Annotated in this window: 25 protein-coding genes; all 25 read right to left on the minus strand. The window is 32.3% G+C overall.

The features are described 5' to 3' along the window. The 25 genes from ACQ65V_RS00365 to ACQ65V_RS00485 all read right to left on the minus strand — a co-directional run bounded on the left by ACQ65V_RS00365 (position 1) and on the right by ACQ65V_RS00485 (position 26,574). Positions 1 to 1,395 carry a sugar transferase gene (locus ACQ65V_RS00365; RefSeq protein WP_430466445.1) on the minus strand — a complete coding sequence of 465 codons (1,395 nt, stop codon included), beginning with the start codon at positions 1,393 to 1,395 and terminating at the stop codon, positions 1 to 3. A gap of 55 nt (positions 1,396 to 1,450) precedes the next feature. Then, positions 1,451 to 2,461, minus strand: coding sequence for a glycosyltransferase family 4 protein (locus ACQ65V_RS00370; protein ID WP_430466446.1), 1,011 nt, complete (start codon positions 2,459 to 2,461; stop codon positions 1,451 to 1,453). Next, entirely contained in the window at positions 2,427 to 3,776 is a 1,350-nt protein-coding gene (locus ACQ65V_RS00375) for an O-antigen ligase family protein (RefSeq protein ID WP_430466447.1), read from the minus strand. Before ACQ65V_RS00375 ends, ACQ65V_RS00370 begins: the two co-directional genes overlap by 35 nt. A gap of 60 nt (positions 3,777 to 3,836) precedes the next feature. After that, a complete protein-coding gene (locus ACQ65V_RS00380) occupies positions 3,837 to 4,643 on the minus strand; it encodes a transglutaminase-like domain-containing protein (protein WP_430466448.1) in 807 nt (268 codons plus the stop codon). A gap of 129 nt (positions 4,644 to 4,772) precedes the next feature. Further along, positions 4,773 to 5,900, minus strand: coding sequence for a glycosyltransferase (locus tag ACQ65V_RS00385; RefSeq protein ID WP_430466449.1), 1,128 nt, complete (start codon positions 5,898 to 5,900; stop codon positions 4,773 to 4,775). After that, positions 5,897 to 7,000 (minus strand): glycosyltransferase family 4 protein, encoded by a 1,104-nt coding sequence (locus ACQ65V_RS00390; RefSeq protein ID WP_430466450.1) that lies wholly within the window; start codon positions 6,998 to 7,000, stop codon positions 5,897 to 5,899. The genes ACQ65V_RS00385 and ACQ65V_RS00390 overlap by 4 nt, the downstream gene beginning before the upstream one ends. Next, entirely contained in the window at positions 7,000 to 8,325 is a 1,326-nt protein-coding gene (locus tag ACQ65V_RS00395) for a glycosyltransferase family 2 protein (protein ID WP_430466451.1), read from the minus strand. Before ACQ65V_RS00395 ends, ACQ65V_RS00390 begins: the two co-directional genes overlap by 1 nt. Further along, positions 8,325 to 9,398 (minus strand): glycosyltransferase family 4 protein, encoded by a 1,074-nt coding sequence (locus ACQ65V_RS00400; protein ID WP_430466452.1) that lies wholly within the window; start codon positions 9,396 to 9,398, stop codon positions 8,325 to 8,327. The genes ACQ65V_RS00395 and ACQ65V_RS00400 overlap by 1 nt, the downstream gene beginning before the upstream one ends. Positions 9,399 to 9,410: 12 nt before the next feature. Continuing rightward, positions 9,411 to 10,019 carry a sulfotransferase family protein gene (locus tag ACQ65V_RS00405; protein WP_430466453.1) on the minus strand — a complete coding sequence of 203 codons (609 nt, stop codon included), beginning with the start codon at positions 10,017 to 10,019 and terminating at the stop codon, positions 9,411 to 9,413. Between the two features lie 13 nt (positions 10,020 to 10,032). Next, positions 10,033 to 10,701: a sulfotransferase gene (locus tag ACQ65V_RS00410; protein ID WP_430466454.1), complete on the minus strand. Its 669-nt coding sequence runs from the start codon at positions 10,699 to 10,701 to the stop codon at positions 10,033 to 10,035. After that, positions 10,701 to 11,522 carry an FkbM family methyltransferase gene (locus ACQ65V_RS00415; RefSeq protein WP_430466455.1) on the minus strand — a complete coding sequence of 274 codons (822 nt, stop codon included), beginning with the start codon at positions 11,520 to 11,522 and terminating at the stop codon, positions 10,701 to 10,703. The genes ACQ65V_RS00410 and ACQ65V_RS00415 overlap by 1 nt, the downstream gene beginning before the upstream one ends. Before the next feature lie 29 nt (positions 11,523 to 11,551). Further along, positions 11,552 to 12,289, minus strand: a complete 738-nt coding sequence (locus ACQ65V_RS00420) for a class I SAM-dependent methyltransferase (protein ID WP_430466456.1) — start codon at positions 12,287 to 12,289, stop codon at positions 11,552 to 11,554. Positions 12,290 to 12,384: 95 nt separating this feature from the next. Continuing rightward, positions 12,385 to 13,581, minus strand: coding sequence for a glycosyltransferase family 4 protein (locus tag ACQ65V_RS00425; protein ID WP_430466457.1), 1,197 nt, complete (start codon positions 13,579 to 13,581; stop codon positions 12,385 to 12,387). Then, entirely contained in the window at positions 13,575 to 14,747 is a 1,173-nt protein-coding gene (locus ACQ65V_RS00430; RefSeq protein WP_430466458.1) for a glycosyltransferase family 4 protein, read from the minus strand. The genes ACQ65V_RS00425 and ACQ65V_RS00430 overlap by 7 nt, the downstream gene beginning before the upstream one ends. A gap of 4 nt (positions 14,748 to 14,751) precedes the next feature. Continuing rightward, on the minus strand, positions 14,752 to 15,648 hold the full coding sequence (locus ACQ65V_RS00435) for a hypothetical protein (RefSeq protein ID WP_430466459.1): 897 nt from the start codon (positions 15,646 to 15,648) through the stop codon (positions 14,752 to 14,754). A 2-nt stretch (positions 15,649 to 15,650) separates the two neighbouring features. Beyond that, positions 15,651 to 17,078, minus strand: coding sequence for an MBOAT family O-acyltransferase (locus ACQ65V_RS00440; protein WP_430466460.1), 1,428 nt, complete (start codon positions 17,076 to 17,078; stop codon positions 15,651 to 15,653). Positions 17,079 to 17,090: 12 nt separating this feature from the next. Then, the gene (locus ACQ65V_RS00445) at positions 17,091 to 17,945 is read right to left on the minus strand and encodes a sulfotransferase family protein (protein WP_430466461.1); all 855 of its coding nucleotides are present in this window, start codon (positions 17,943 to 17,945) and stop codon (positions 17,091 to 17,093) included. Further along, positions 17,935 to 19,035: a glycosyltransferase family 4 protein gene (locus tag ACQ65V_RS00450; protein WP_430466462.1), complete on the minus strand. Its 1,101-nt coding sequence runs from the start codon at positions 19,033 to 19,035 to the stop codon at positions 17,935 to 17,937. The genes ACQ65V_RS00445 and ACQ65V_RS00450 overlap by 11 nt, the downstream gene beginning before the upstream one ends. Beyond that, on the minus strand, positions 19,028 to 19,615 hold the full coding sequence (locus tag ACQ65V_RS00455; RefSeq protein ID WP_430466463.1) for a serine acetyltransferase: 588 nt from the start codon (positions 19,613 to 19,615) through the stop codon (positions 19,028 to 19,030). The genes ACQ65V_RS00450 and ACQ65V_RS00455 overlap by 8 nt, the downstream gene beginning before the upstream one ends. A gap of 6 nt (positions 19,616 to 19,621) precedes the next feature. Continuing rightward, positions 19,622 to 20,608: a glycosyltransferase family 2 protein gene (locus ACQ65V_RS00460; protein ID WP_430466464.1), complete on the minus strand. Its 987-nt coding sequence runs from the start codon at positions 20,606 to 20,608 to the stop codon at positions 19,622 to 19,624. After that, on the minus strand, positions 20,605 to 21,996 hold the full coding sequence (locus ACQ65V_RS00465) for an asparagine synthase-related protein (protein WP_430466465.1): 1,392 nt from the start codon (positions 21,994 to 21,996) through the stop codon (positions 20,605 to 20,607). Before ACQ65V_RS00465 ends, ACQ65V_RS00460 begins: the two co-directional genes overlap by 4 nt. Before the next feature lie 76 nt (positions 21,997 to 22,072). After that, positions 22,073 to 23,905 carry an asparagine synthase (glutamine-hydrolyzing) gene (asnB, locus tag ACQ65V_RS00470; protein ID WP_430466466.1) on the minus strand — a complete coding sequence of 611 codons (1,833 nt, stop codon included), beginning with the start codon at positions 23,903 to 23,905 and terminating at the stop codon, positions 22,073 to 22,075. A gap of 4 nt (positions 23,906 to 23,909) precedes the next feature. Beyond that, a complete protein-coding gene (locus ACQ65V_RS00475; RefSeq protein ID WP_430466467.1) occupies positions 23,910 to 24,659 on the minus strand; it encodes a methyltransferase domain-containing protein in 750 nt (249 codons plus the stop codon). 28 nt (positions 24,660 to 24,687) lie between these two features. Further along, positions 24,688 to 25,605 (minus strand): glycosyltransferase family 2 protein, encoded by a 918-nt coding sequence (locus tag ACQ65V_RS00480; RefSeq protein ID WP_430466468.1) that lies wholly within the window; start codon positions 25,603 to 25,605, stop codon positions 24,688 to 24,690. Between the two features lie 3 nt (positions 25,606 to 25,608). After that, entirely contained in the window at positions 25,609 to 26,574 is a 966-nt protein-coding gene (locus tag ACQ65V_RS00485) for a glycosyltransferase family 2 protein (protein ID WP_430466469.1), read from the minus strand. Position 26,575: the final 1 nt, after the last annotated feature.

A 26,575-nucleotide genomic window follows, 5' to 3' on the forward strand; every position in this document is an offset into this window, starting at 1 on the left:
TTATTGACCTCTATAATATAAGATGGTGCTGAGTGTTTTTATGGAGATATTAAAATCTAAAAAAATGCTTCTGTGTTTAATATAATACAAATCGTATTGAAGTTTTGTTAGACTATCCTCAACGGAAGAACCATATCTTGTTTTTACCTGTGCCCAACCTGTTAAGCCAGGTTTTATAATATGTCTTGTTTCGTAGAAAGGAATAATTCGGGCAAGTTCATTTACAAAGAAAGGACGCTCTGGCCTAGGTCCAATAACACTCATATCTCCCTTAAGTACATTATAGAATTGAGGGATTTCATCGAGTCGAGACCGTCTTAAAAACTTACCAAATTTAGTGACACGCGTATCATTCTTTTTTGCCCATTTTGCACCATCCATTTCAGCATTAATAACCATTGTTCTCAACTTAATTATACGAAATGGTTTGCCATTTCTACCCACACGTTCTTGCGTATAAAAAAGCGGCCCTTTATTTCCTAAAAGATTACCGATGAAAATGAATGGTAAAATTGCCAAACAAATTAACAACCCTATAATCGCACAAATGATATCGAAGGCTCTTTGAAAAAAGATATATAATTTGTTCTCATTACTTCTACTAAACGGGAAGTATTTATAAAAGTCCTTACCCACAAACTGTATTGGCACACGATACAATAACTCTTCATACACCTGCGTGTACTCTCTTATTTTAAATCCGCGCTCCAATAAAAGCATTAAATCATGATAAACCTCTGCTATAATTGATTCTGAATTAAAACTTGCAACCAATACTTCTGAGATGCGTTCTCTTTCAATAACATCTAGAAAAGAATTAGCATCAAATTCTTTGAGACCTTTATACTTTACAGACGCCGGAGTAGATACTTCACTATTTATAAACCCAACAATTTTATAATTAGGATCTGATGTATTCAAAGAACTTACTAAACCTTCAATATTTGAAACTTCTCCCACTAAAAGCACCCTTTTGTAGAACCTTGGAGATTCTATAAGGTTAATATAAAGAAATCTCCATACCAAAATAGATATGATAATTGCGAGATAAAAATATACGATTTGAATACGCTCTTCTGGCAGATATGGCGATAAGACTGGTGTTAATAGATAAAATAACACCACTGTTGATGTGGTAATTACTATATTTCTAAATGTTGTATCTAGTTTACTTGCCTTTTGAAGATCGTAAAGCTCAAAAATAGTTCCGAAAATTGTAATATAAACTCCAAGTAATATAAGCGCTACAATATTCTCTGAATTGAATTCGATATACTCAAATTCAGGATAAAGATTTAACAAATAAATAGCCAAATAAACCATGGCTAAATCCATGAGCCTAAGAAGAATCTTACGTTCTGAAACTTCAAAGTGTATGCCTTTTTTATTTGCCATTATTTAAGTTGGTTGTATTGTAAATATAAGAAGTGCAAATCATTTTCTATACTAATTACGATAAAAGGCTTTTCCATTTCGGTTTAACAGCTTCCCAGTTAAATTGTTCAACCTTTTTTCGAGCATTATTGACTATGTTTTCCTTTAAATTTTTATCTTTCATTAATTTTATGACTGCTTCAGACATAGCATAAGCATTATTTGGAGGCACCAATAACCCTTCTTTTTTATGAGCAATTAAATACGGTAATCCACCAACATTTGTGGAAACAACAGGTAACCCTAAAGCCATTGCTTCAATGACGCTCACTGGCATGTTATCGAAATTTGTAGTATTAATAAATGTGTTATAGTCCTTAGAAAGCTCAATCCACTGTTCCTTTTTTAACTTTCCTGTAAATTTAACTTTCACATTATATTTATTGGCTAAAGTTTTAACTTTTGCTAGTGAACCGTCTGAGTCTGGGCCAACCATACAAAGTTCTGAACTTGGGTAAACCTCTTTTAATAGTTTTAAAACTTCTATAGCCACTTTTGGGTTATAAATTTCTGAAAATGAACGAACCCATAATAACTTAGGTATGTCAAATTTCCTATTGTAAAACGTATACTTACCAATATTTATAGTGTTAGGAATATACTTAACATTACCATAACCAAACTCACTGAATTTTTGTTTTAAATATAAAGAAGGTGAAATATTATAAATTGCATTTTTAAATAATAGCTTAGACATTATGGGGCTAGATTGTAGCCTCCTCGATAAATTACCACCATGTAATATTGGCACATAGCTTAAATTTAAGAATCTACATAGTTGACTGATAATAAAGGCATAGTAAAAATTCCATGTACTATATGTATCTATAAGAACATAATCTACTTTTTTTCTATATTTAAAGCAAGTATATACCATGTCCATCATCCTAACAATTTTATTATTGTAACTAGATGCATAGTATAATCTATAACCTTCATTTTCTAATAGTGCTCCTGTAGTGCTAATAGTAGAAATGTTAGTCTTATTATTATTAAGGTAATTTCCTATATATAGGACTGTTTTCATAAGTTACATTTAATAGCGCTAAAGCATAAATAAATGCTGGAGCAGCGAGTCGCATTGATGAGTGATTAATAGTAGCAAACCAAAACCCCATAAAAGCATAGAATAAATAATTGCGCTTATTTCGCGATCTAAAATCTATAGGTTTAAACAAAAGAATTATTAAAATTGCCACACCAAACATACCATGTTCTGCCAATAACCTACTTACTTCGCTATGAGAAGTTACCCCCTGACCTTCTATTTCAATTCTTTCGTCTTTAGCTCTACTAGAGCCGATACCAAAGAACGGGTTAGAAATAAAACCTGAGATTTCTTCTTCAAAAAGTTGACCTCTTCCTGTTGTAATATCTGCTTTTTCTCTACCTAAATGGTCTTTATTTTCATATCGTAAATCAATATAGCCATCTGTCTGGCTAGAACTAATTAACCACGTTAAAGCCATGCTAAAAACAAAAATCACGGACATCATTATAATGTTCCCTCTCTTTCTTTTAGAAACTACCGAATAATAAATAACCAAAAAAGCTACTATTGTAATTATTGCGGTTAGAACTCCTCCTCTACTAAAAGTAACAATTGCTCTATAACTAATGGCAGAAAAAATTACTATGTTTAATATTTTTAAACCTTTGGTCGGTGACTTAGCAAATAATCTTATTGCTATAATTAGCATACCTAAACCTAATATACAAGAGACTTGATTAGCTCCCCAACCACCTGAAGCAGATCTATTAGAGCCTGTACCAGATAATACTTCCTTAACACTTGGATTATAAAAGAATATATAAATAGTGTGCGTTATAATCGGTAGTACAGTATACAGTAGTAATTTGTGCAGTTGTTTTATACTTATTTTTTTATCGTAACAAAATAATGCAGCAAAACCTAAACAAACCGGCCCACTTAACACAAATGCAATATTTGTTCTAAAATTAGCGTCAAAACTCAATGTTGTTGAAGCAACAAATATTGAGGGTATAAGCAATAAAATATATAAAAAGTAAGGATATGCTTTACCTGATATGCCTTTATAAAACATACCCATTATCATAAACACAATTACAAGATATTTTCCTGCTTCGTAGGATATTGCACCTCTTGTCATACGAAAAAACACTTCTGCACCAACAAAATATGCACAAGCTTTTAAAACTTCGAAAGTTTTTAAATGATTTGGAGATATTATAATTCTGTAAAGAAAGTACAATAGAGCAGCTGCAAAATATAATTTAGCCAAAGACTCATTGAAATAAATAATCATGCCAATAAAAGCATGAAATACTATAGCTATTAAATATGTAATATTAGTCTTCAAAAAGCTTGCTTAAAAAAAGGGATCAAAAAAACACTGAACCTAAACTTAGGAATTAAAAGTTTAAGAAACTATTTTTTTGTAATCATCTAACGGAAAGCTATAATAATAACTTTTTCCAATAGCAAATATAAAAAAGTGTGAAACGAAAACCGGTACCAAAGGTCGAGTATATCTTAAAACAGAGTCATAAGTTTTGTTAGAATAATTACAGATTAAAAAAGGTATGGTATCTGGGTTTAAATAGTTTCTCTCTACACTATTTTTAATCAATGGTTTGTTTTTATTAAAAGTCTTAAAACTAACTTCTTCGTTGGCTCTTATTAACTGATATAGTTCTATTACAGAAAGGGGTTCATCACGTTTATGATAAAACAACAAACTACTAGAAACATCTATTAAAACCCATTTTTTTAAGGTTTCACTATAAATTTCATTAAAGGAATGTCCACCATATTCTCTGTTGAACGGTGCTCTTGTGGTGCCCCATTCTCTTACCTTAATACCGTTTATAACACAAAAATTATTAAACACCTGTGTTAAATCACTACAAACTCCTCCTTTACCTTCTAACATTATTTGAAGCGCTCTATCTGAGGGTTCACTCAACCCTGGACCACCTTTGATGTTATCTTGTAACCAAAGGCAAATCGTTTTAGCCTTTTCAAAATCATCAGATGGCTTACCATCCTTAAAAATTTCTTCATTAATTTCCTTAAAGTTACTAGGGATATCTTTACTTAAATTAATTTGGTTATAAGCTATTCCTTTAATGCCTTCGAGATTTGAGTTTTTAGATAGTAGTTTGAATCTCGTTAAGTATAAAAAAGGGTGACGCTTAATAAGCCATGACACTTTTTTAAAAATCATTCAATTAATTTAATGTTTTTCAATTTAAGATAAATGTTTTTATATTCTAACAAACAGCTAATTAACAGTTTATATTTTGCAAATACAAACAAATTGTTATTAATAAAAAGTAAACAATTATTTTATTCTCTAATCTATAATTTCTTTAAGTATTCTTTTATTATAATAACTGTACGTGAATTTTAGCAGATTATCTCGTTTATGTTTAATCATTTGGCAGTATTCAGTAGCTGATAAGCTTAAAACTTTATGTACAGATTTCACAATACTTTCAGAAGATATTTGCTCTAATAAAAAACCATTTTTACCATTAATAATGTAGTTATCAATAGAAGATATATTAGACACAATTGGCAAACAACCATAATTCATGGCTTCTGATATAACCTTAGGAAAACCTTCTGATGCCGATGGTAATATTATGCAATGAGATTTACAATAAACCTTCTGGACCTCTTTTCGAGGTAAATAACCATAAAACTTAAAATTAACATCTGTCTCCTTAGCCTTAGCAATATAATCTTTCTTATGGTGACCGTTACCAACGATATGAATAGATTTCACCATCTGTTTTTCTAATTTTGGTAAACTTTTAAAAGCTTCAATGAGCAAATCCAGACCTTTTTCCTCTTCTAATCTTCCAACGAAACAGAATTCAAATTTACCATCTATACTTTTTTCTGCTATCGTATCTCGTCCTTCTTTTAGCTCCTGGTTTGTAATACAAGGATTTTCAAAAGTTAAACATTGCTTAGGTTGATTTGGCCATTTGCCATTAATAGTTACTTTTCTTTTTTGGTTTTTTAACAACCATCGTTGGAAACCATATGACTTAGGTGCGTTTTTTTGTTTCCAATTACCAGCATATTTAAACCATCCTTTTTTAGAACTAAACAAGACCAAATATGGTATAACAAATACTCCTATTCCTGTTGGTGCTCTAAATTGAAAATAATCGGTTTTCTTTACATTTTGCTTAACAATCTTAAGCATTTTAGGTGCATTAGCAATTATCTTCAATTTGTTTTTTAAGCTATTACCACCCACAGTAGGAAGAGCCACAAATGTGATTTTATCAGAGGTATAAGGCAAGCTACTTGGTGGAGGAACAACATTATGCAACATAGCCACATGAATAATATGGTCAAATACTTCTACTAGGTTATTTATTTCGGTTACGGTAGAGCCCAAACCTACTATTTGACCATTATTATCTTTATAATGTTCTGTATGCGATATAATGGTTAGTGTTTTCATTCTAATAACTGTAGATAGTCTTTGATTATATATGACCAATCATGTTGTTTTGACCAATCTATTGCTCCCTTTGAAAAAACTCCTTTATTATTTAATATCCTTTTTATGCTTTCTACCAATTGTAAAGAATCATTATGATTTATTAAAAAGCCAGAGGCACCTTGGTTTACTGCATCTTCAATACCACAGCCTTTAGATCCTATAGCAGGTATTCCTAATGCATTTGCCTCTAAAATTGCAATACCAAACCCTTCTACATCTCCTGTTCCACTCTCCGAGCTTAGCATTACAAAAATATCAGTCTCATTCAGCTTTTCTTTTAAATCTTTGCTATCTAAACTACCATGAAAGGTAACATAATCTTGTACATTTAATTGTTTGGCCTTTATAAGAAAAGTTTCCGCTTCAGTAGGTATGCCTATACAATGGTAATGTAATTCTGGAAACTCATTAATAAGCTTTGGTAGGTGGCTAATAACATTAAGCTGTCCTTTTCTAGAACTCACTCTACCTACTGTTGTTAAAGCTGGACTACCTTTTAAACTATTAGTATTCGCTTTATTTACTTCCCAATCCTTAAGGTTTATACCATTGGGAATAACATAAACGTCCTTATTTAGCGAGCTTACCAAATCTTTTGTGTAATTTGAAACTGCTATAATTTTATTAAACTGTTTTAGAGCTGTGTTAACTGATTTTCTTAGTAAAAATGGCTTAAAATTTACTTCTGTTCCATGAATGACTGCAATCGTTTTTATTTTAAAAAAGTTAGATAGCAGACCTACATTCCAAAGTGAAAATTTACCTGTTGCTATTACGCAAGAAGCCTGGTTCATTTTTCTGTAAGTACATATTAAACGATTAATGTACATTCTAACCCTAAAAGAATAACGTTTTATTCTTATAACATTAAATGGCAAATCATTATCGAATTCTACTTCATCTACACCTTTTAAAGAGCGTTGATCAGCTATAACACTAACATCGTAGCCCTGTTTTGAAATATACAATGCTAAATTGTAAGCATGGTTACCAATACCGCCTGGCTGTGGCGGAAATTCTGATGTAACTATAAGTATTTCTTTTGCTTTGCGAGTCATTAATGTGTTTCAATTAAAGGGCCTTGTTTAATTTTATTACTAGCAAGACTCCATGATTTAGAAACCTGGTAAATTACTAGCGGTAGAATAATAATAGACAATATTAGCCCTAACACGTTTAACAATTTATTTTTTTTAAATTGATAAGGAAAAATAGAAATGGGAATAGTGCGCAATAAAGCATATTTAGATGCTTTATTGCCAAAATATCGTCTGTAATAATATAAAACACTTGGTATTGGTCTGGGCGCAAAAAAATTAGATGGCCTGAAGGCATCCCAACTTCCCATTTCTCTCAACCCACCTGTATTTGCCTTTACATCAATACAAGATGCAACAGGATTAGATACACTTTTAATACTTTCTAAATAAATTCGTGTACCAAATTCACCATCACCCATACGCTGCTTTTCAAATTGTCTATCAAACAAACCCACTTTGTTAAACACTGTTTTATATAGCATGGCATTGCCTGTAGCAAATTGAGTCGCTATGGAAAAATAAGATCGATCTTTAGGAATTTGTTTGCCTTCTGGATAAAACACGCCAGCTGATACTTTAGCTTCAAAAAAGTCTAAACATTTTAAATGCGAACTTACCCAATCTGGCTTTATGCGTACATCATCTTCAGAAAGTGCTATAAAATCGCCCTGGGAATGCTTTATAGCAGTATTTCTCGCCAACCATAGCGCTTTCTCTTCTTGTCTAATTAGATTGATGTCTAATTTAGAGTTTTTGTAAAATGAAGCGTCAAAAGGCTCTGACTGATCTACAACAATGACCTCTAAATTTTTATAATCTTGAGCCTCTAAATCTTTTAAAACATTGTTTAGATGATTATATCGGTTTAATGTTGGTATAACAACACTTACCTTAAGATTTTGCTCAAGTAAAGACGACTTATACTCTGCGTACTTAGGGTAATCTATTATACTGTTTCCTAAAACAACTCTTTTAATATGTCTTGTGTTTACAAAGGCTTTGATTTCCTTATATGGATTGTGAAATGACAGAAGCCTTAATAGTAACACATAATAAACCCAGGCTTTGTTAAAGTATTTTCTAATAAAGTGGTAATTATCCTCTAATGGTATTGTATTAAAGCTACGATAAGTATCTGCCGACCCTATGTAACCTTTGTTAATGGCTTGCCATGACAAATCATAATCTCTTGCTTCTGGAGATTGAAATTGGTTATCTGCTTCCAGTTGTTGTGTAATTTCTTCTGGCAGAGCATCTGCCTTGGGAAAAACTGAACTTCCATCTTTTTTATAAAGCTGAAAATAATGCGTTGGTTGTAAATATTTTAATAGCGCAAATAACATTATGTTGTTGCAATGATTTTATTGAAGGTTTTAAAAATAACTTCTTTATCGAAATTTTGATTATATAATGCCTTAAAATAATCTCTAGAAAGCCCTTGGTGATTAATATATTCTCTTATTTTATCTGCTAATTCTTCACTAGATTCTGGGTTAAACGTAAACTTTGAAAATTCTTTCTCATCAATCTGTAAAAAAGATAAAGCACCAAACTTTTTAGACACAATCACCGGTGTTCCTAAAGCAATGGCTTCGATAAACACTAACCCAAAAGCTTCATGAAGACTTGGCAACACAATAACATCTACGGTCTTATAAAATTGAAGCATATCATTAGACCTTAGGTTGTTTAAAAATGACACTTCATTTATTAACCCTAATTCTTTAACCTGTTTCTTTAACTCAGTCTGTTCACCCTTACCTGCTAAATAAATATGAAAAGGTTTGGACTCATCCTTTTTTAAGGCATAGGCAGCTTCAATTAGTATCTTCTGGTTTTTGTGAGCAACTAGCCGTCCTGGGCATCCAATCTTTAAAACAGCTTTATCTGATTGTGAGAATAAATCCGAAGGCTCCATTTTTTTCTCTGATATGGCACTCCAAAAAGGTATTGGCTGTATTTTGTGCTCACTCACATTGTAATAGGCATTAAGTTCCTTTTTGGTTAAGTAAGAATTGGCAATGACTACATCAGCTAATTTTAAAAAACATTTCTTTACAAAAACATTGAGCCTTGTGGATTCCATTTGCTCATGTAATGAATGAAACCATACCATATTTTTTTTGGCACCAAATAGTTTTCCAAATAATAGCGCTGGATTTACATAGCTGAAATTTGATATAATTACATCTGGTTTTTCTTCCTTTATAATGTTGTACACATATTTATAATTGGTGAAATAACCTTCCTTTTTCTTTACTATTACTTTAACACCATCTATTACCTCTTCGCTCTGTATTTGCTTCCAGGAAAAGTTTACGACCTTATGCCCTTCTTGAGTTAACTTAAGCGATAATTCGTAAAAAAAGCTGGATAAATAGCCTTGACTATAAGTGTAAAATAAGAGTATCTTCAAAGAATAAACTTTTTAATATTTTTTTTTATAATTCCAATACAAGGATCGTATATCTCTGTATAATTTGTAATTAGGAAGTTTTCGTTTTTTATTATTTCTACCATGAGGGAAACTCCCGCTAGGCACTTCTTCTATTTCTAAAAATTCACATAAAGTCTGGTAATTAAAATTTTTACCTATTTCCAAAACCAAAAAATTAGGCTTACCCTTAAAAAACTCTAATATCTCTTTATTGTTTTTTTCATAAACTTCAATATACCGCTGTTCATATCCTTCTGCACAAGGTACATTATATATTTTTCGATGTAAAGGAAAACGGATACTAGCAAAATATCTCACCACACTACGTATCCATTCATCTGTATTCCGTTTGGTTAATATAAACTTTGCCTCGGGAAATACATTGTAAAGTTCTTTATAAAATAAAGGCCACGGCATATCTTGTACGGCATCCCAATGCTTTAATGTTGTTTTTATATAATTTTGTAATTCTTTAATATCGGTAAACTTCATTAAGTTTTTATCACCTCCATAAACACGATAACCCATATGTTGCAAAGCATGTTCTAGCGATGTGGTTCCTGTTTTTTGAAAACCTATAATAAATACTTTCTGTTTCATTCTTATTAAGGCTTTACTTTACTATACCATTCTTTCTTAAAAATGTAATGGTCTTATTCCAATAATGCTTTCCGATAAACGATTGCAATTTTCGCTTTGTTTTATATGTAAACTTTTTTTTATCCTTTTTATAGTTTTTCTTATTTATGTGAGGCTTCTTAACTACTCTGCCAAAAATATTAGTTGGTAGTTCTTCTTCTAGAAAATCACATAATTCCTCCCATTCAAAAGCCTTTAATGAGATATTTAAGAACCTACTAGGCAATTTTTCCACATATTCATTGGCAGTTTTATAATAAGAGTCAAAGTAATTTAAGAATTCCTCCTTATTTTCTCTTTCCTTTAAAATTTTCATGTAGGGAAATGATAAATAGCTTTCTTTATCTCTTCCATAAGATTCATAAAAGCTTTTTAGCCATGATTCTTTTTCTCTATTGAGTACAATGAATTTAGTGTTTTCGTATTTTAAGAATCTTTGCCATTCAAAACACCAAGGATAATCCTGAAAACCGTCATATTGGCCAAATGTCTCGTCAAGATATCTAGCATCGCCGAACTTATACTTTATATCTGGTCCCGTCACTGTATAGTTTAACATTCTAAGCATTACAGCTAAAGTCGAAGTACCCGTTTTAGGTAAACCTATTACAACTACTTTGTATTTTTTTTTAGAATGACTCATTAAGCTTTTGATACACAGTATACATTTGGCGGTAATTTTTGGTTTTGAGTATAAGGTTCTAATTTTTCATTAAGGACACTGTAATTGTTGCCTTCGAAAAACTCAACTATTCTAGTATCATCATTAGTCTCAACAATATAGATAGGGTTAAACTTCCTTAATGTGTCTATGCTTCCTTTTAAGATATCAAACTCAATACCATCTACATCGATTTTAATTAAATCACAATTAAGATTATTATCCTTTACATAATCATCTATACGCACCATTTGCACAGTGTTACTTTGCTGCTTATCATCACTTTGTATAACATTGGATGTGGAGTCATTTAGGAAAAGTTCCACTAGCTTGTTTTCGTTTCCCACGGCTACGTTAACGAGCTCTACAATGTTACCAACCTTATTAGAAGCTACAGATTTACCAAGGGATTTATATACGTCAACACTGGGTTCAAAAGCTACAACTTTGCCCGTTTTACATACTGTCTGAGACCATACTAAACTTAGATAACCAAAATTAGCACCCACATCTAAAATGGTAATATTATTTAAATCTTCTCTTCGCTTTCTAAGAAGTACAATAGAGTTGCACAGCATTGTATTTTCTATGCCTTTTATTAAAGCGTTAGAAGCTTCTTTTATTGAAGCCACAAACTTAAATTCTACATTGTAATCTAAATAAGATCTTTTTATGTTTACCGTACGCTCTTTATATATTCCGTCTTTTCTTAATAGAAAATCCCTAAACCATTTTAAGCTTTTAGTTTTCCCGATACGATTACGTAAGGATTTAGGTATTTTTTTATAAAGATATACTAACATATTTAGCTTTTTAGATTGCTGCTTGTAATTTACTTGTACCCAATTGCAATTAAATGTGCTGTTTCATGAGGTGTGTTTTCTACACCTTTTGATTGTATTCGGTTAATAATATTAGAGGCCATGGTTGTTAAAACACCTATTGGATTGCTAAGCTTAAAGCTTTTTAAACCCCTTACTCTATGCTTTCCTGTTTTTACAGCATAGTGTACATCTACCTCATTAAAATATTTTTTAAGCAACCCTTCTAATTCTTGTCTTGTGTAATGCCTTACATGGTCTGGGTTACTACCAGGCCCTTCATTTTTTATATAGTCGCCATTTGGTGTTGTAAAGTAAGCCCAACCACCTTGACGTATCACTTTAGCTATATTTTCTACAAACTTAGCGTCCTCTAACACATGCTCAATAACTTCAATACATACAACGGCATCGTAGGAATCATTTGGCAAGGTTGACTTAGTCATATCTTGTATTACAATATCTTTAATGTTGCTTCTTCTCTCTTTAATATTGTTAAGTATCTCTGAAGTGAATCCCAGATTTAACTCCTCTCGAGTTCCTTCTTCTTGAGGCACATCCAAAAGTGTGATTTCTGCAGGCAAATTAATAGTATACGGCGAATTCCTTCCTCCTACATCTAAAACTGATGTTTTTTTAGAATTCGACTTACTTTGCTTTAATAATTGCTTTATATCCTTACGAACAGTTACCAAATGTGTTGTCATTATAGGAAACGTCACCCAGCGAAAAAATTCGTACTTAGTCATTCTTGTTAAAAATTTATTTCTCAGATCATAAATACTCTCCTAGAATTAAGAGTTTTACACAAATAGTTGCGATAGTAGGAAAGCTAAATTAATTTTTAATTATTGTATAAATTCACAAATTCTTGTTGTTGCTTTTCTAAATTAAAGCTAGCCTTAACTCTATTGATCGCATTTTGCCTTATAGTCTGTTTTTTTTCGTCGGATAAATCTATAACATATAATATTTTTTCAGCCAATAATTTAGGTTTTCTTTTTGTTACCACCCAACCCGTTTTTTCATTTAATACATTTTCACTTAAACCTTCAGCATTAGACACAATACACATTAAACCTAAAGCTTGTGCCTCTAAAACCGAATTGCAAAATCCTTCTTGTATACTATATTGAAGATAAATTGAACTTTTTATCACTTTTTCCCTTAACTCTTTCTGGGATAATTTTCCTGTAAAGCTTATATTATCTATTATACCCAGTTGATGAGCTGCAAATATTAATCGTTCTTTTTCCTCTCCATCACCTATGATAGTATAATGAAAATCTACTCCTTTTTCTTTTAGATATGCTAATGCCTCTAGTGTGTATTCTAGTCCTTTTTTCCAGTGTAACCTCGCCACGGTCACTAACTGAATTTGTTTGTGTTGTGTAAAAGGCTGAATGTTTTGAAAAAATTCTGTTTTTATTGCTGGTGTTATGACCTCTATACGATTCGCCCTAATGTCGTTTTTCATTAAGTCGTTTTTCATTTCTTGTGATAACACGTGGTACTTTACATCCTTCCTAAACAATAAGTCATAACAACCCGGATGTTTTAATGGAGAAAGGTATAAATCAAAACCTCTAAAGCTCACTGCCATTTTGGCTTTTATTGCTGCTGCAATATTTTCTCTTTGTACTGACAACATACCAAAACCAAAATGTAACCAATCTACATTTTCCGTAAAAAAGAAGTGATTTATTATGACTTGTCGTATGTTTTTAGAAATAGGTATGCCATCCTTTTTATTTAACTGAAATAACTTAAAACTTTTTGAAGGGTGTAAAACCAATGACTTAGTAATGGCTAAAAAACTGTACCAAAACGTTAAAAGCTTTCCTTGGTTAAAGTTATAACCAGACACAACTTTACAGTCATAATCATTATCGCTTGCATTTTTATAGTCAACAAATAAAATAACATTGTAGCCGTTTTTTTGCAAGCCTTCAATTTTATTTCTAAAAAAAGTTTCAGAATATTTAGGCACTGTAGATAGTACTAAACCAATTGTAGCTGCCTTGTTATTATCAGTTAACATTGCAATGTGTTTTGATATAATTCTGCCATGCCCTGCACCATAAGTTGTTGTGTGTGACTTTCTTTAATAGATTTTAAAGCTTTGGTTTTAATAGTCTCAACGCTGTTTTGAGGCATACCTGCTATTTCTTTAATCTTGTTAGCAATTACTACAGCATCTCTTATTGGTACAACAAAGCCATTATTGCCATCTTTAACTACTTCTGTCATGCCGCCACAATCTGTAGTTAACACAACAGTATTATTATTCATGGCTTCCAGTACCACATTGGCAACTCCTTCTTCTACACTTGGTAGCAATAACATATCTGCTTGTTGTATTAATCGCTGTACGTCGTCATAAGGTAATTTATCCATTAAGACAACTTCTTTTGACAAACCTAAATCATGAACCTGATAATTATATTCAATAGCATTGGCTGCACCAACTATGGTGTAATTAAAATTAAAATTGTCGTCTTTTAAAAGTTTACAGGCATCTAAAGAATAAGAATAACCTTTCTTCCAATGAGATCTTCCAATAGAGATTATTTTGAATGGTTTGTTAGGTGTATTAGTAAGTGTTACCTTATCATAAAACGGTAAACCACTGTAAACGACCTTGATGTTGTTTTTAGGTGCATTGTATTTTTCTGCTTCGTTTGCTATAGCCTTAGATACTGCATGAAAACCGTCAACATTAGGGAAATTTTTACGATACATCTCAGCCAACTGCGCATTGGCCAAAGGAGAATAATTAATATGTGCACCACGAAGACTTACTACGAGTTTTATTCCAAAATCTTGTACCCACATCCAATTGTCCAAACCTTTCACCCATTGCAAATGAAATACATCTGGCTTATGCCATAATACAGGATAGCTTTTCACTTTATCTAGCAATACATTTTTTGACTGTGATTTTATTAAACTATCGAGCTTTCTTTTTTCCTTACGTCTAAATAATGACAGTAGTACAGTATACTTTAATAAGTAAAATAGTTTATAGGCTCTATTATTCTTATAAGCATACACAGAAACAGATCCTTTATATTTTACTTTAGTCTTTATAAACCCAAACACATAAATTTCATAAGCATCCTGGGACAATCCTTCGATTAACCTTTCTATAAAAGTAGTACTTGGTATATCACCAGAGTATATAGCTATTTTGGGTTTGCGGTTCATTATTTTACTTCAAAAAAATTTTATTGAAATCTTGAGCAAATGCTAAACTTGTCACTTGTCTTCCGTTACTATTTACATGTATTGAATCATAAAATAACGATTCATCCCTCAATAAATCACTATGATTGATAATAGCAAGGTTAGTAATATCTGTATTTACTTTTTTGCCTTTGATAGGCGAAAAATAACAAATCAACCTTATATTATGTAGTTCGCAAAGCGCTTTAATTTTTGAGAAATATTTATTTTTAAATGCAATGGTAATGGGTTCAAAATTTTGAATCAACCTAGTTTCAGTTTCTGTATTTGGGTAGGTATAATTGCCTTTATTGTCAAAACGATTTCTTTTTTTTGGATGTATTAAAGCTAATAGCGAAGGGTATAGTATTTCCATATTGTAATAAGATACACCTAACATTGGCATATAGTTAGAGTAACTAATTAGATTAGAACTTCTGCTGGTAAAATCATCAAAATAATTTGACACATAGCTTTCATTAATGAATGGCAAAAAACGATAATCATTATCACTTATATCCTTATTTTGAGAATCAAAACCATAAGCACTAGGTGCTAAAACAACATTTTCAGTTGTTTTTCCATGTTCTAAAAAATGTTGTAACATTAGGTATTGTGTACCTAGAGAAGTATCGTCAATAGACAAATTAAGCCCTTTGGTTTTAAGAACAGAATCTATAACCTTAGAGTTTAGAGTTGTTAACCCAGTACTCGCTCCCAAGATGATATAATCAAAATCTTTTTCTTTTACATCATTTACCAAAAATGAAGGTTTATAAAAAGAAGACTGACGTAAAGACCATAAACTACCGGTAGAAATAGCTACTGATATGCCGATGAATATCAGAAAAATAAAACCTATTTTCTTTAGAAATAATTTCATGATCAAAATTGAAAATAAATAAACTCTGCTGGGTTTTTAAACACACCCATAAAACAAATAACCAATGCTATAAAAATAGCTGTAGCACGTGTTAGTTGCACTTCTTTTTTGTTCTTCTGTATGGTCTTATATTCAAATATTAAAAGTAATGCAATACTGAACAAAATTATAGCACTAAACAACACCTTCTTACTGGTCTTAAAAAACATAAAGCCGTTACCGCTCTTAAAACTAAGCAGATCAATGATGTATTGAGATGCTATTGCAATACTATCGGCTCTAAAAAAAACCCAAGCTATAGTTACCAACGTAAAAGTAACGAAAATACTAGGCAATTGATTAAGAGATACTTTAGTGGACTCGATAAATTTTCTATTTCGGTCCATGAGCAATAAAGGCATAAATAAAATAGCATGTAAAATTCCCCACGCTATAAATGTCCAATTGGCTCCGTGCCAAAATCCACTTATTAAAAATACGATAAATACATTTCGCACTTTATTCCATTTGCCGCCTCTTGAGCCTCCTAGCGGAATATAGAGATAATCCCTAAACCAAGTTGATAAAGAAATATGCCAGCGTCTCCAAAACTCTGCAATATCCCTAGAAAAATAAGGAAAGGAGAAATTAGTCATTAATGAAAATCCAAAAAGCCTAGCAACACCAATTGCAATATCAGAATAACCAGAAAAATCGCCATAAATCTGAAACCCAAAAAGCACAGCTCCCAAAATCAATTCTACTGAAGAAAAGTCAGTAGGAGCGCTAAAAATTTCGTTAACAAAAAAAGCACAATTGTCAGCAATCACAACTTTCTTAAAGAGCCCCCAAATAATGAGGTATACGCCACTCATTGCAAAATCGGTCTTAAATTCTCTTTTAGAACTAAATTGAGGCAATAATTTAGTGGCCCTTTCAATTGGACCAGCAACCAGTTGAGGAAAAAAGGAAACAAATGCTGCAAACTGAATAAAACTTGAGGTTGGCTTTAGTTTGTTTCTATAAACATCTATAGTATAACTCAATGTTTGAAATGTATAAAAAGAGATTCCTACAGGAAGAATGATTTTTAAAGTGGAGACATGCATATCTACACCAAGTGTTTTCCAGGCATCAACCCAACTTTCAATAAAAAAATTGAAATATTTAAAGAACGCTAATAGTCCTAGATTGAAAATTAAACTTACCAAAAGCAAGAGCTTTCGTGTGCTTTTAGCTCTTGCAGCATTTAGTTGTTTTGCAACAAAGAAATCCACAATGGTACTCAATGCTATCAGCGCTAAAAATCTATAATCCCACCATGCGTAAAACACATAACTCGCAATAACAATCAATATGTTTTGAAGTCTTAGTGAACGCTTAGTAACGAACCAATACAAAACAAAAACCAAGGGAAGAAAAACAACAAAATCCAGAGAGTTAAATAGCATAATTACTACAAATTAATTTCTTCTTTTATAAAGGGTTGTTTTAAAAACGTCTAGCATTTTATTAATTTCAACAAGAGTTGCTTCTGAAAATTCGCTTTTATTGTTGTCTTTGTTATACGTGTAACTTTTTGGATGCGTCTTTGAAGAAGGTTGTTTATAGTATTGCTCTAAATTATCCACAGCTTCTAATTTTAATGTGTCACAAAGTTTATAAAACACATCGGTATTTTGTATTAAATCTTCATATCTAACAATTTCAACTTCTTTTGAGTAGTCCTTATTCAACTCATTAGGTATCACATTTTCAATACACCAACGTAATGCCAAAACCTCAACATCCGAAAGTTTATGAAACTCTCTAATATCATAATTAAACACTTCTAAAATCAGATTAACCAGTTTGTCTTGTTTCACAAAATGAGATAAATCATACAGCCAAGGAAACTTAACCTGCTGCTGAGAGCGAATAACATCATATGGATTTCTAATAATATGAACCACAGGAACACCAAACACTTTATGCATATATAAAGCCGAAAGGTTAAATCGTACAAACTTTATGATAAACTTTTTGGGTACAAACGGCCATAAATGCAACTTAAATTTTCTATTACTGTTTTGAGCGATCCAATCGCAATCCACCTTGTTTTTTAAAAGTTGGGTTAGATATTTATGAGCCCCAATAGAATCATTCGCTTCCTCAAGCCACTTGTCGCATAACAGGTAACCTTTTTTGGTACGCGTTTCTTGCTCTGGCTCAAATAACATTCTATAACGAAAAGGTTGGGCCAAAGTCTCACTTAACCAACTTGTACCACTTCTTGCACTGCCTACCACAACAACATGTTTATTAAATCTACCTGCCACTTGCAATTCTTTTGTATAATTTTTCGTGTGCAGCAATGAAACTATCCATAGTAAAGTAAGTTTCACAATACTTGCGTAAGTCTTGCCCCAATTCAATACGCCTTTTCTTATCCATACTGTTAAACTGGTTTATTTTTAAGGCTAAATCTTCAGCATCTCCTGGTTTAAATAATAGGTTTTTAAAATCTTTTAGTACGTAATTAATACCAGTAATATTAGATCCTAAAACAGGAACTCCCATACTCATTGCCTCCACTAGCGCCATTGGCATTCCTTCTTTTCTACCTTCGTTTAAGGTAGGGATAATATATAAATCTGCAGATTTAAAATAAGGTCTTACATCTAGTTGTTTTCCTAAAAAATGAATTTGTTTTTGCAATCCTAAGGATCTTGTGAGCTCCTTCATTTTTTCACCATACTCATTATCGCAATCACCTAATATAGTTAATTCAATAGTTTTATCGTTGAGCTTATCAACAGCTTTTATCAGCACTTCAATACCTTTCACAGGTACTAAATTTGCAACGGTTATGATATGAAACTTTGATGGGTCTCCTAATGCGATTTTCTGAACTTTATCACTATTATAGTATTCGGTATCTATACCCAAAGGGATTAATGCTTGTGCTTTTTTTTTAGGAAAATAATTACGCATTTCGTCATTGATGGTTACAATGAAGTTAGCGAGATAACTTTTAATATGCCAGTGTTTAGTATCAAATCCCATGGCCTTTTTAGTATACATCCATTTAACTCCAACTAATCTAGCGGCTAAGGCTTCCGTCCAATCACTACTCCATTGCCAAGAATGTACAATATCATACTGATGTTTCTTATAAAATTTAGAAATCTTCCATACTCTAAACAATAGATTATGATAAGGCCTATAGGTCGCCTTAGTCTCAAAAATATGTATTGGTATGTTTAAGGATTCTACAACAGCAAAGAAAGAACCTTCATTACTGCCACAAGCTATTTCAATATCAAACTTAGTTTTGTCTAAGCCGTTAACTAAATCGTACACTACTTTACCACTACCTGCGGTATTAAAATTAGAAATGGTAAAAAGAAGTTTTGTTTTTTCAGCCATCCTCTAACTTTCTAATAATTTTTGCTGGATTACCAGCAATGACACAATCAGAAGGCACATCTTTAACAACTACCGAACCTGCTCCAATAACAACGTTATTTCCAATGGTTATATCGCCGATTATCACCACATTGGCACCAACCGTAACATTATCTCCTATAATAGGAAGTCGTTTGTTATCATTACCTTTATTACCAATGGTTAAACTATTACGAAACTGAAAATTTTTACCAATGGAAACGGCGTTTATAACTGTAGCATAAGGATGATAACACATTAAACCTCCTTCTATCTTTGTATTACCAAAAATTTTGCAAGGTATGTCTTTAACAAACATGTGTTTCCAAAAGTACTTGGGTTTATTTATTCTCCAAAAGAAGATAAATGCATAATCCGGATAATAAAGCATTAAATGACTAAACTGCTTTTTAATTGATTCCGACTGCACTTTACTCCCTCTAACCTTAAGAGTTTGAACAATATCCTCTTGAATTAAAGCATTATTAGCCACATACCTGCGGTACAATGCATTAATCAGTAGTTTTCTGAAAATATATTTTATGGAGTGAGTTGGCTTCAACAAAAATTAATTTACTTGCTTCTTTACAACATAAGGAACTATATAATATGCATATACTTTCCTTAATATTTCTAGTGGCAATATAACCAATATTGTTAAGAAGAGTTTAATCCCTGAGGGAATTGTAATATCTTCTACATCCTTACATAACTGACGCTTTAACGACCTCCGTTTAGAAAATCCTTTGGTAAAAACCAATTGTCTTCCCATAGATTGAAACAATTGACTGAACAATAAACTTTTAAACCTTTTTGGAGTTTGGTGCTTTAGATAAAAAGGGATATGCTCTTTTACCAATCGTGGCCATATCATAAAAGCTCTTGGAATTTTTCGCTTGGTCTGCTCTATTGTAGAGTCAGCATGCTTAAAGTACAGATATACGTAAGTATCTAAAAATGCTATACGCTGAGTTAATCCCAATTTAATATCTAATGCCGTATCCTCATTGTTTTTTATAGATTCATTATACAAACCTATAGAATCAAAAACAGACTTGCGGTACAAAAATGCTGGTGGCCCAACAACAATTTTTAAATTAGAGAACCAATTTAATCCCCAAAATGGTGGCTCTTCAATACGTACTTCTCCTGTTTCGTCTGTTGGTTTTGGTGTTTGGGCAATCCCTTTGTCCGATTTTACCATTTTACCAAAAGCAGCCTCAACATCTGGGTACTGATCTAAAATAGAAATTAATTGATTTAAGGCATTGGGATATATTTCATCATCAACATCAAAAACATAAACGTAGTCACCTATTGCTGCCTTAATTCCCATATTACGTGCAGGCGCAGCTCCTTGTTTTGGCTGATGTAACAATCTCACTCGCTTATCTTTAGCTACTAAAACTTCAACATTTTTTGAAGTTGCATCCTTAGAATTGTTATCTACATAAATAATCTCAAAATCTGTGAGTTGTTGATTTAATATAGAGTTATAAGACTTCTCAATAAACTCTGCACCATTATATACCGGAATTACAACAGATAGCTTCATGCGTTATTTCTCAGAAAATGTTTGTGCCAAAGCGACATGGTTAATATCATAGAGATTGGCGTAGAATAATAAACCGTATCTGTGTTTTTAAACTTAGTATAAAATTCTTGCACAACATCCCTAGGTATAAAACTAAGGAAATCAGAATCAAAAATATATGCCTGTAACTGTTTATCGTTTTCTGTGCCCAACAATTGTAATTCAAAATTACGCTGTATGTATGGGTTGCCAAGCATTGCATTGAATTCTCTTTTTAGCTTACTAAAAACTCTATAGGGCAAATTGTATGGCGCTTTGTTATACTGATAATTGTTTAGGTTAAATGGTTTTTGCTCGTGCCATGTAATTTTAGATAATTTTTTATTTTGCTTTATATGTGCAATTTGTAATCTTCTACCTGCCAAATAATCTTCTGGAATGGTACAAATGAACTCCAACATTCTGTCTTCATAATACGGAAGCGTAATCGGATGCGCATTTTCAAAAACACATAGGTTGGTTGTTGTCCACCGATGTGCCCATTGCGAGGTTTTAAATGCTCTTACTTTGGCACTAATATTATCAATTTTAATTTCAGAAAGTGATGTTTCTATTCTAGAAATAAGGTAGGATTTAAAATCGCCTTCTAAATCCCATGCCTTCCATAGAGATTGTGCAAACTCCAAACCACCAGGCTTTAACATCTTTTTCAGTAACAAGTCAACAACCTCTGATTCCCTTATATTTGCTGGCGCACCTCTATCAAAAAGAACATCTCCCCAATGTCCTAAATAAAATACGCCTTCCATCTGTTTTAACTCATCCAAAACTCCCATTTGTCTTGGATGTGTAAACTCAGAAAAGCATCGATTCATTAGGGCCAATTCATTAATTTTGTTCCATAAATAACTTTTCGGAATTTTATAATCATCAAATGTAAAACCACAAACATTTGCTATTTGCTTGCTAATCTTGTGTTCTGGATAACCACCAGGAAAATAATAACTGTAGGCATGTACCGGATTTTTTAAACCTTCAAGTATAAGCGCTTGGCTCCTACTATCTATTCCTCCGGATAATGGTAATATAACCGAATGGTCTCCTACTAAATCTTTAGTAATATCTGTAAGTAATGTGATATATTCTTCCAGTGCTTGCTGAAAACTAATATCTCTTGGTGTATAGTGCCAATGAAACCAAGGCTCGCTTTTTACCAAATAGTTATTGTCGTCAAAAGTGTGTTTATGACCTGGTCTTAGGCAAACTTCGTCCTTAAAATAAGTATCGTCATCCAAAAAAAAACCTGTAGCCGCAAAAACACATATAGCTTCGTAATGAATTTGGTGAGGCTGTTGATTTTTGGCGTACCTGTGTTTTGTGGGTAAAATTGGAGTTTCTAATACATTCATAATAGTAACGCTAATATAATAAATACAGATAGCTTCACTAACTCAAAACTGAGTTATGTTATGATTATACTTTTTTTTAGTTCTGGTGATGTACTCCATGGGTAATCCACCACTTTTGCCATGCGTAAACATGCCAAACTCCCCAAGCATTATTGTGTTTCTTGTCAAAAAAATCATTGACGTAATCTTGCACTGCTTTTACATTAATGACCTCTTTTCCATAAAATGGCTTTTCAAAAACCACCTCTAGTACATCATTTTTTAAATGCTGATGCAACCAGTCTTCTAGTGGCACTGAAAAACCCATTTTCTTTTTATTAATTAAAGACTCTGGCACCTCATCAGCCAACAACATCTTAAGCTCTTTCTTCAAATCTTGCTTAGTCTGCAATTCTCCTTTTTGTTTCCAGGCAAACGCAATGGTTTTTTTATCTAAAAAAGGCACTCTAACCTCTAAACTATGCGCCATACTTGCTCGATCTACTTTTATTAAAACACGTTGCATATGCGCATAAAACTCATTGAATCGCAATTGGTGTAAAAGTGTTCTTTTGTTATTATCAAACTCATAGAGCTTATCCATCTCAGAAGAAAATGAGGTTTCGGGAAAAATAGTATTGAGTGTTTGAGCTGGAATTTTTAAATGCTTATTCGCTATAAAATCGTTAAGGGTCTTAAAATAAGGTGCCCAAGTATTGGTTAACCCAAGCTTGTTGGTAATCTGGGCTATTTGTTTTCTAATTGCATAAGGCAACTTAAACCACCAACGCTTTTGTAAAATGTCTAGCATTCTTGGGTATCCAAAAAACAATTCGTCACCACCATCGCCAGATAACATTACGGTATGCTTCTTCTTAGCCTCTTTGGAAATGACGTAGGTTGGGATACTGGAATAATCACCAAAAGGCTCCGAAAAGGCTTTAAAATGTGTATCTATTTCAGATAGCAAATCCGTTTCCTTTACTGTAACGATATGCTGTTTTATATTGAGGTGTTCTGCATAAGCCTTAGCAATATCGCTCTCGTTAAATTTTGAATTCGTCACCTTTAAGGTAAAGGCTTCAATATTATCTATATGTTTTTTGGCATAAGCGCTGATCAATGGACTGTCTATACCACCACTTAAAAAAGTAGCCAAAGGCACATCACTAACCAACTGTTTAGATACTGCAGATTTTAAAACGGAAGACAGTTCTGCCTTAGGCATAGAATGATCTTCTTGCACCTTGTTAAAAGTGGTGATTGTTTTTCTACTAACAGTTCTGTCTCTTTGTATTTTTAAAATCTCACCTGGATTAACTTGAAAAATAGAATCATAAACCGTATGTGGCGCTTGCATATAGCCAAAACCAAAATAGGTTTTCACCATCTCCGGAAGCAACCTAAGCGTGTTACTAAACCAAGGATGTATATATACCTGATTAAATTGCGATGCCATCACGACTCCGTCTGAAGCTATACCATAAAACAACGGTTTTATACCTGCAAAATCTCTAGTCAAGTACATACAGTCGTTTTTTGTATCTATTATGGCGATGGCAAACATACCGTTTAGAAGACTTATGGTTTTATCTACTCCCAATGTATCTAATAAGTGAGTGAGCACCTCTGTATCTGAACTCGATTTTAAATCTGTGAGGTTATAGGTTTCTGAAAGTTCTTTATAGTTATAAATCTCGCCATTAAATACAACATAATAGCGTCCATTAGGACTCTGCTTTGGCTGATTACCTTTTGGTGAGGTATCTAAAATAGCTAACCGATTAAAACCCAACTGAAAACCAGAATCGGTAATTATATCTGAATAATCCGGTCCACGATGCTGAGATAGGTTTAAAATATCCTTAAACGTATCCGCTTTAGTTATCTGCCCTTTGTTGAAGGTAAACTCGCCTACAAATCCACACATTAAATTATTGTTTTTCGAAAATAGCTATTATGGCAGAGGAGAAATACCTAGAAGGATGCTTTTTTAACCAGTCGTTAAGAATATACTTAAAAATTAAACGATGCCCTTTGTGTATTAACTTTTGTAATAAATTATTTTTTTGATGAACACCTAAAGGGAATCCTCCATAATAACCTAAATGAAGAATCGATAGATTATGACGTTTTGCAAAATCTTTAAATACTTTTAAGCGCATACATTCTAGGTTATGAACCTTTAAATTTTTGCTATCCACCATATATTTATAAAACTTTACATATCCTCTCATATTTGGTATCATAATCATTAATCGTCCATTATCACTCATGTAATCTACATGCAAATCTAACATGCGATCATAATCATTAAAATGCTCTATAAACCCATTAGACATTACATAGTCATACTTTTTATCGGACTTATATGTCGTAAAATCTTCTTGGATTACTTTATAAGAAGCCACATCCATCACATTAAAAGAACCTTCTATCTGTGTGGTGTTAGAATTGTAATCTAAGCATGTCGGAGTTAATTGGTATTGATTAGCCAGATATGCCAAATACCGCCCAGGAAACCCTCCTATTTCTATAAGGCTTTGTTTTTTATTTTTAGAACTAATAAAAATATCCCACATCTCATCATAATAACTACACACTGTTGTAATGTGCTTTCTATCGGTATGATTGTGGTGATAATATGTTTCCCAATATTCTTTTGACGTAAGCTTTTCTGACATAGTTGAAATTTATAAATTAATTACAGACTTACCTATTGAATATGTTGTATTTAACAAACAAAATGAGTAATTGTAGCCCATCTTTAAATGAATGTGCAAAAACTTGTTTAAAAAACAGTAGCTTCTGCCCCATCCCTTTACAATGGTTTTTTAATAGTTTTCTATAGCGTTTCCAAGATACTTTTTCAATTAACTTTAAATCTGCCTTTGTAAATCTTCCTTTTCCCCATTCTAACAAGGCTTTATTTAAGATTTTGTATCGCATATATTGTTCAAAGGGATCATTAGTAACAATGAGTGAGGTATTGGTATCGTGCTTTCGTACACAAGCCAATACCTTGTCTATACTATAAAACGGATAATAGTAAGCTACACGTCTCCAAAACTCCCAATCTTCAAAAATTTTAAAATCAGTATTAAAAAAACCTACCTTATCAAATACTTTGCGTCGTAAAACCGGAGTAATCATGGACATTCGGTTTTTTAGCAATATATCCTTAAAAACTTTACCATGATTACCTTTTTGCTTTATAACACGGCCAGAGCGCTCTCCTTTCTCGTTAACATACTCTATATGTCCTGTCACCAAACCAGCCTCAGGATGCTGTTTAAATATAGGGACTTGCAATTCTAATTTATTCGGTAACCAAAAATCGTCATCGTCATTAAAAGCAATGAGCTCTCCTTTGCTTATAGTCACTCCATAATTTCGGCTACCATTACTGCCTTTAGGAAAGTTGTCTGGTCTCACCAGATATTGTATTCTAGAATCGCGATTACAATACTCCTTTAGAATTGCCGCTGTGTTGTCCGTACTGCCATCATCTACCACAATACACTCCCAATTGGTGTAAGTTTGCGCTATGATACTATCTAAAGCTTCGCCAATATACTGACACCTATTAAAGGTTGGGATAATTATAGAAACTAAAGGTGTGTAAGACATAAACTAAATGTTATACGATTTAAAATAAGCTTCTACTTTATAAATACCTCTTTTCATTAATAAAAAAACAGATCCAACTATTTGTAATTGAACAACTAACCTCCTATTAATAGGTTTTAAAGTTTTAGTTACAGAGACCAAAGCAGATTTGGCGTTTTTAATATCCTTATGATGTAAAGCTCTGAAGAAAAAATGGATTAACTGCCTATAAAAATACTGAATAAGCTCTTTATCATTTAGCAAAACCGCTCTTTTTAAATGCTCAGAAGCGATATAAATTTCTGAGGTCTTATAGCGAGAAACATAGTCTTCATTAGCCTTGGTTTTTGTTGACGCATGTTGTCTATACAAAAACAGCGGTTTGTTTATTATTTTAAATTGTTCATTTTGAAGATTAAAGAACAATCTCGAAAAAAAATCAGATTCTTGTCCTCTTAGGATTTTGGAATTAAAGAGGTCTTTGTTTTGCAGAAAACTTCTTTTAAAAAGTACATTATTGGTCACTATCTTAAATTGCCATAACACATAGTCTTTGTAAAGGTTATCCCTTATTCTTAAATCTATATCTTCAATTTTAACTAATTCACTATCAACTTTTGTGCTAGAACATATCACTAAATCTGTAGCATCGTTAAAAGCGTTTATTTTTTCTTCCAAGAAATGCTCTAACATAACATCATCATCATCAAACCACTGTATATAGTCTCCTTTACTTGCTGTAAACCCATAATTTCTGGCACCATTTCCGCCTGGTGAATAGTCGTTTGGTCTTTGATAATATCTAATTCTACTGTCTTTAGAGTTATAAGAATCCACCAACACCTTAGTGTCATCCTTACTTCCATCATCAACTACCATACATTCCCAGTTTCTATAGGTTTGAGCCAAAATAGAATCTAAAGTCTCCCCTATTAAATCTGCACGGTTAAAGGTTGGGATGATAATAGAAACGAGTGCTTGTTTTGGCATG

The sequence above is a fragment of the Winogradskyella ouciana genome, from assembly GCF_965284585.1.
GTDB classification, from domain to species: Bacteria; Bacteroidota; Bacteroidia; order Flavobacteriales; family Flavobacteriaceae; genus Winogradskyella; species Winogradskyella ouciana.

Bases quoted from the DNA above. Each gene is read 5' to 3' on its own strand.
- ACQ65V_RS00475 (WP_430466467.1), bottom strand. From the start codon at position 24,659: ATGTCAGAAAAGCTTACGTCAAAAGAATATTGGGAAACATATTATCAC.
- ACQ65V_RS00380 (WP_430466448.1), bottom strand. From the start codon at position 4,643: ATGATTTTTAAAAAAGTGTCATGGCTTATTAAGCGTCACCCTTTTTTA.
- ACQ65V_RS00440 (WP_430466460.1), bottom strand. From the start codon at position 17,078: ATGCTATTTAACTCTCTGGATTTTGTTGTTTTTCTTCCCTTGGTTTTT.
- ACQ65V_RS00420 (WP_430466456.1), bottom strand. From the start codon at position 12,289: ATGACTAAGTACGAATTTTTTCGCTGGGTGACGTTTCCTATAATGACA.
- ACQ65V_RS00395 (WP_430466451.1), bottom strand. From the start codon at position 8,325: ATGTTATTTGCGCTATTAAAATATTTACAACCAACGCATTATTTTCAG.
- ACQ65V_RS00435 (WP_430466459.1), bottom strand. From the start codon at position 15,648: ATGAAATTATTTCTAAAGAAAATAGGTTTTATTTTTCTGATATTCATC.
- ACQ65V_RS00425 (WP_430466457.1), bottom strand. From the start codon at position 13,581: ATGTTAACTGATAATAACAAGGCAGCTACAATTGGTTTAGTACTATCT.
- ACQ65V_RS00390 (WP_430466450.1), bottom strand. From the start codon at position 7,000: ATGACTCGCAAAGCAAAAGAAATACTTATAGTTACATCAGAATTTCCG.
- ACQ65V_RS00460 (WP_430466464.1), bottom strand. From the start codon at position 20,608: ATGAAGCTATCTGTTGTAATTCCGGTATATAATGGTGCAGAGTTTATT.
- asnB (WP_430466466.1), bottom strand. From the start codon at position 23,905: ATGTGTGGATTTGTAGGCGAGTTTACCTTCAACAAAGGGCAGATAACT.
- ACQ65V_RS00365 (WP_430466445.1), bottom strand. From the start codon at position 1,395: ATGGCAAATAAAAAAGGCATACACTTTGAAGTTTCAGAACGTAAGATT.
- ACQ65V_RS00480 (WP_430466468.1), bottom strand. From the start codon at position 25,605: ATGTCTTACACACCTTTAGTTTCTATAATTATCCCAACCTTTAATAGG.
- ACQ65V_RS00405 (WP_430466453.1), bottom strand. From the start codon at position 10,019: ATGAAACAGAAAGTATTTATTATAGGTTTTCAAAAAACAGGAACCACA.
- ACQ65V_RS00370 (WP_430466446.1), bottom strand. From the start codon at position 2,461: ATGAAAACAGTCCTATATATAGGAAATTACCTTAATAATAATAAGACT.
- ACQ65V_RS00465 (WP_430466465.1), bottom strand. From the start codon at position 21,996: ATGAATGTATTAGAAACTCCAATTTTACCCACAAAACACAGGTACGCC.
- ACQ65V_RS00430 (WP_430466458.1), bottom strand. From the start codon at position 14,747: ATGAACCGCAAACCCAAAATAGCTATATACTCTGGTGATATACCAAGT.
- ACQ65V_RS00410 (WP_430466454.1), bottom strand. From the start codon at position 10,701: ATGAGTCATTCTAAAAAAAAATACAAAGTAGTTGTAATAGGTTTACCT.
- ACQ65V_RS00485 (WP_430466469.1), bottom strand. From the start codon at position 26,574: ATGCCAAAACAAGCACTCGTTTCTATTATCATCCCAACCTTTAACCGT.
- ACQ65V_RS00450 (WP_430466462.1), bottom strand. From the start codon at position 19,035: ATGGCTGAAAAAACAAAACTTCTTTTTACCATTTCTAATTTTAATACC.
- ACQ65V_RS00385 (WP_430466449.1), bottom strand. From the start codon at position 5,900: ATGAAAACACTAACCATTATATCGCATACAGAACATTATAAAGATAAT.
- ACQ65V_RS00415 (WP_430466455.1), bottom strand. From the start codon at position 11,522: ATGTTAGTATATCTTTATAAAAAAATACCTAAATCCTTACGTAATCGT.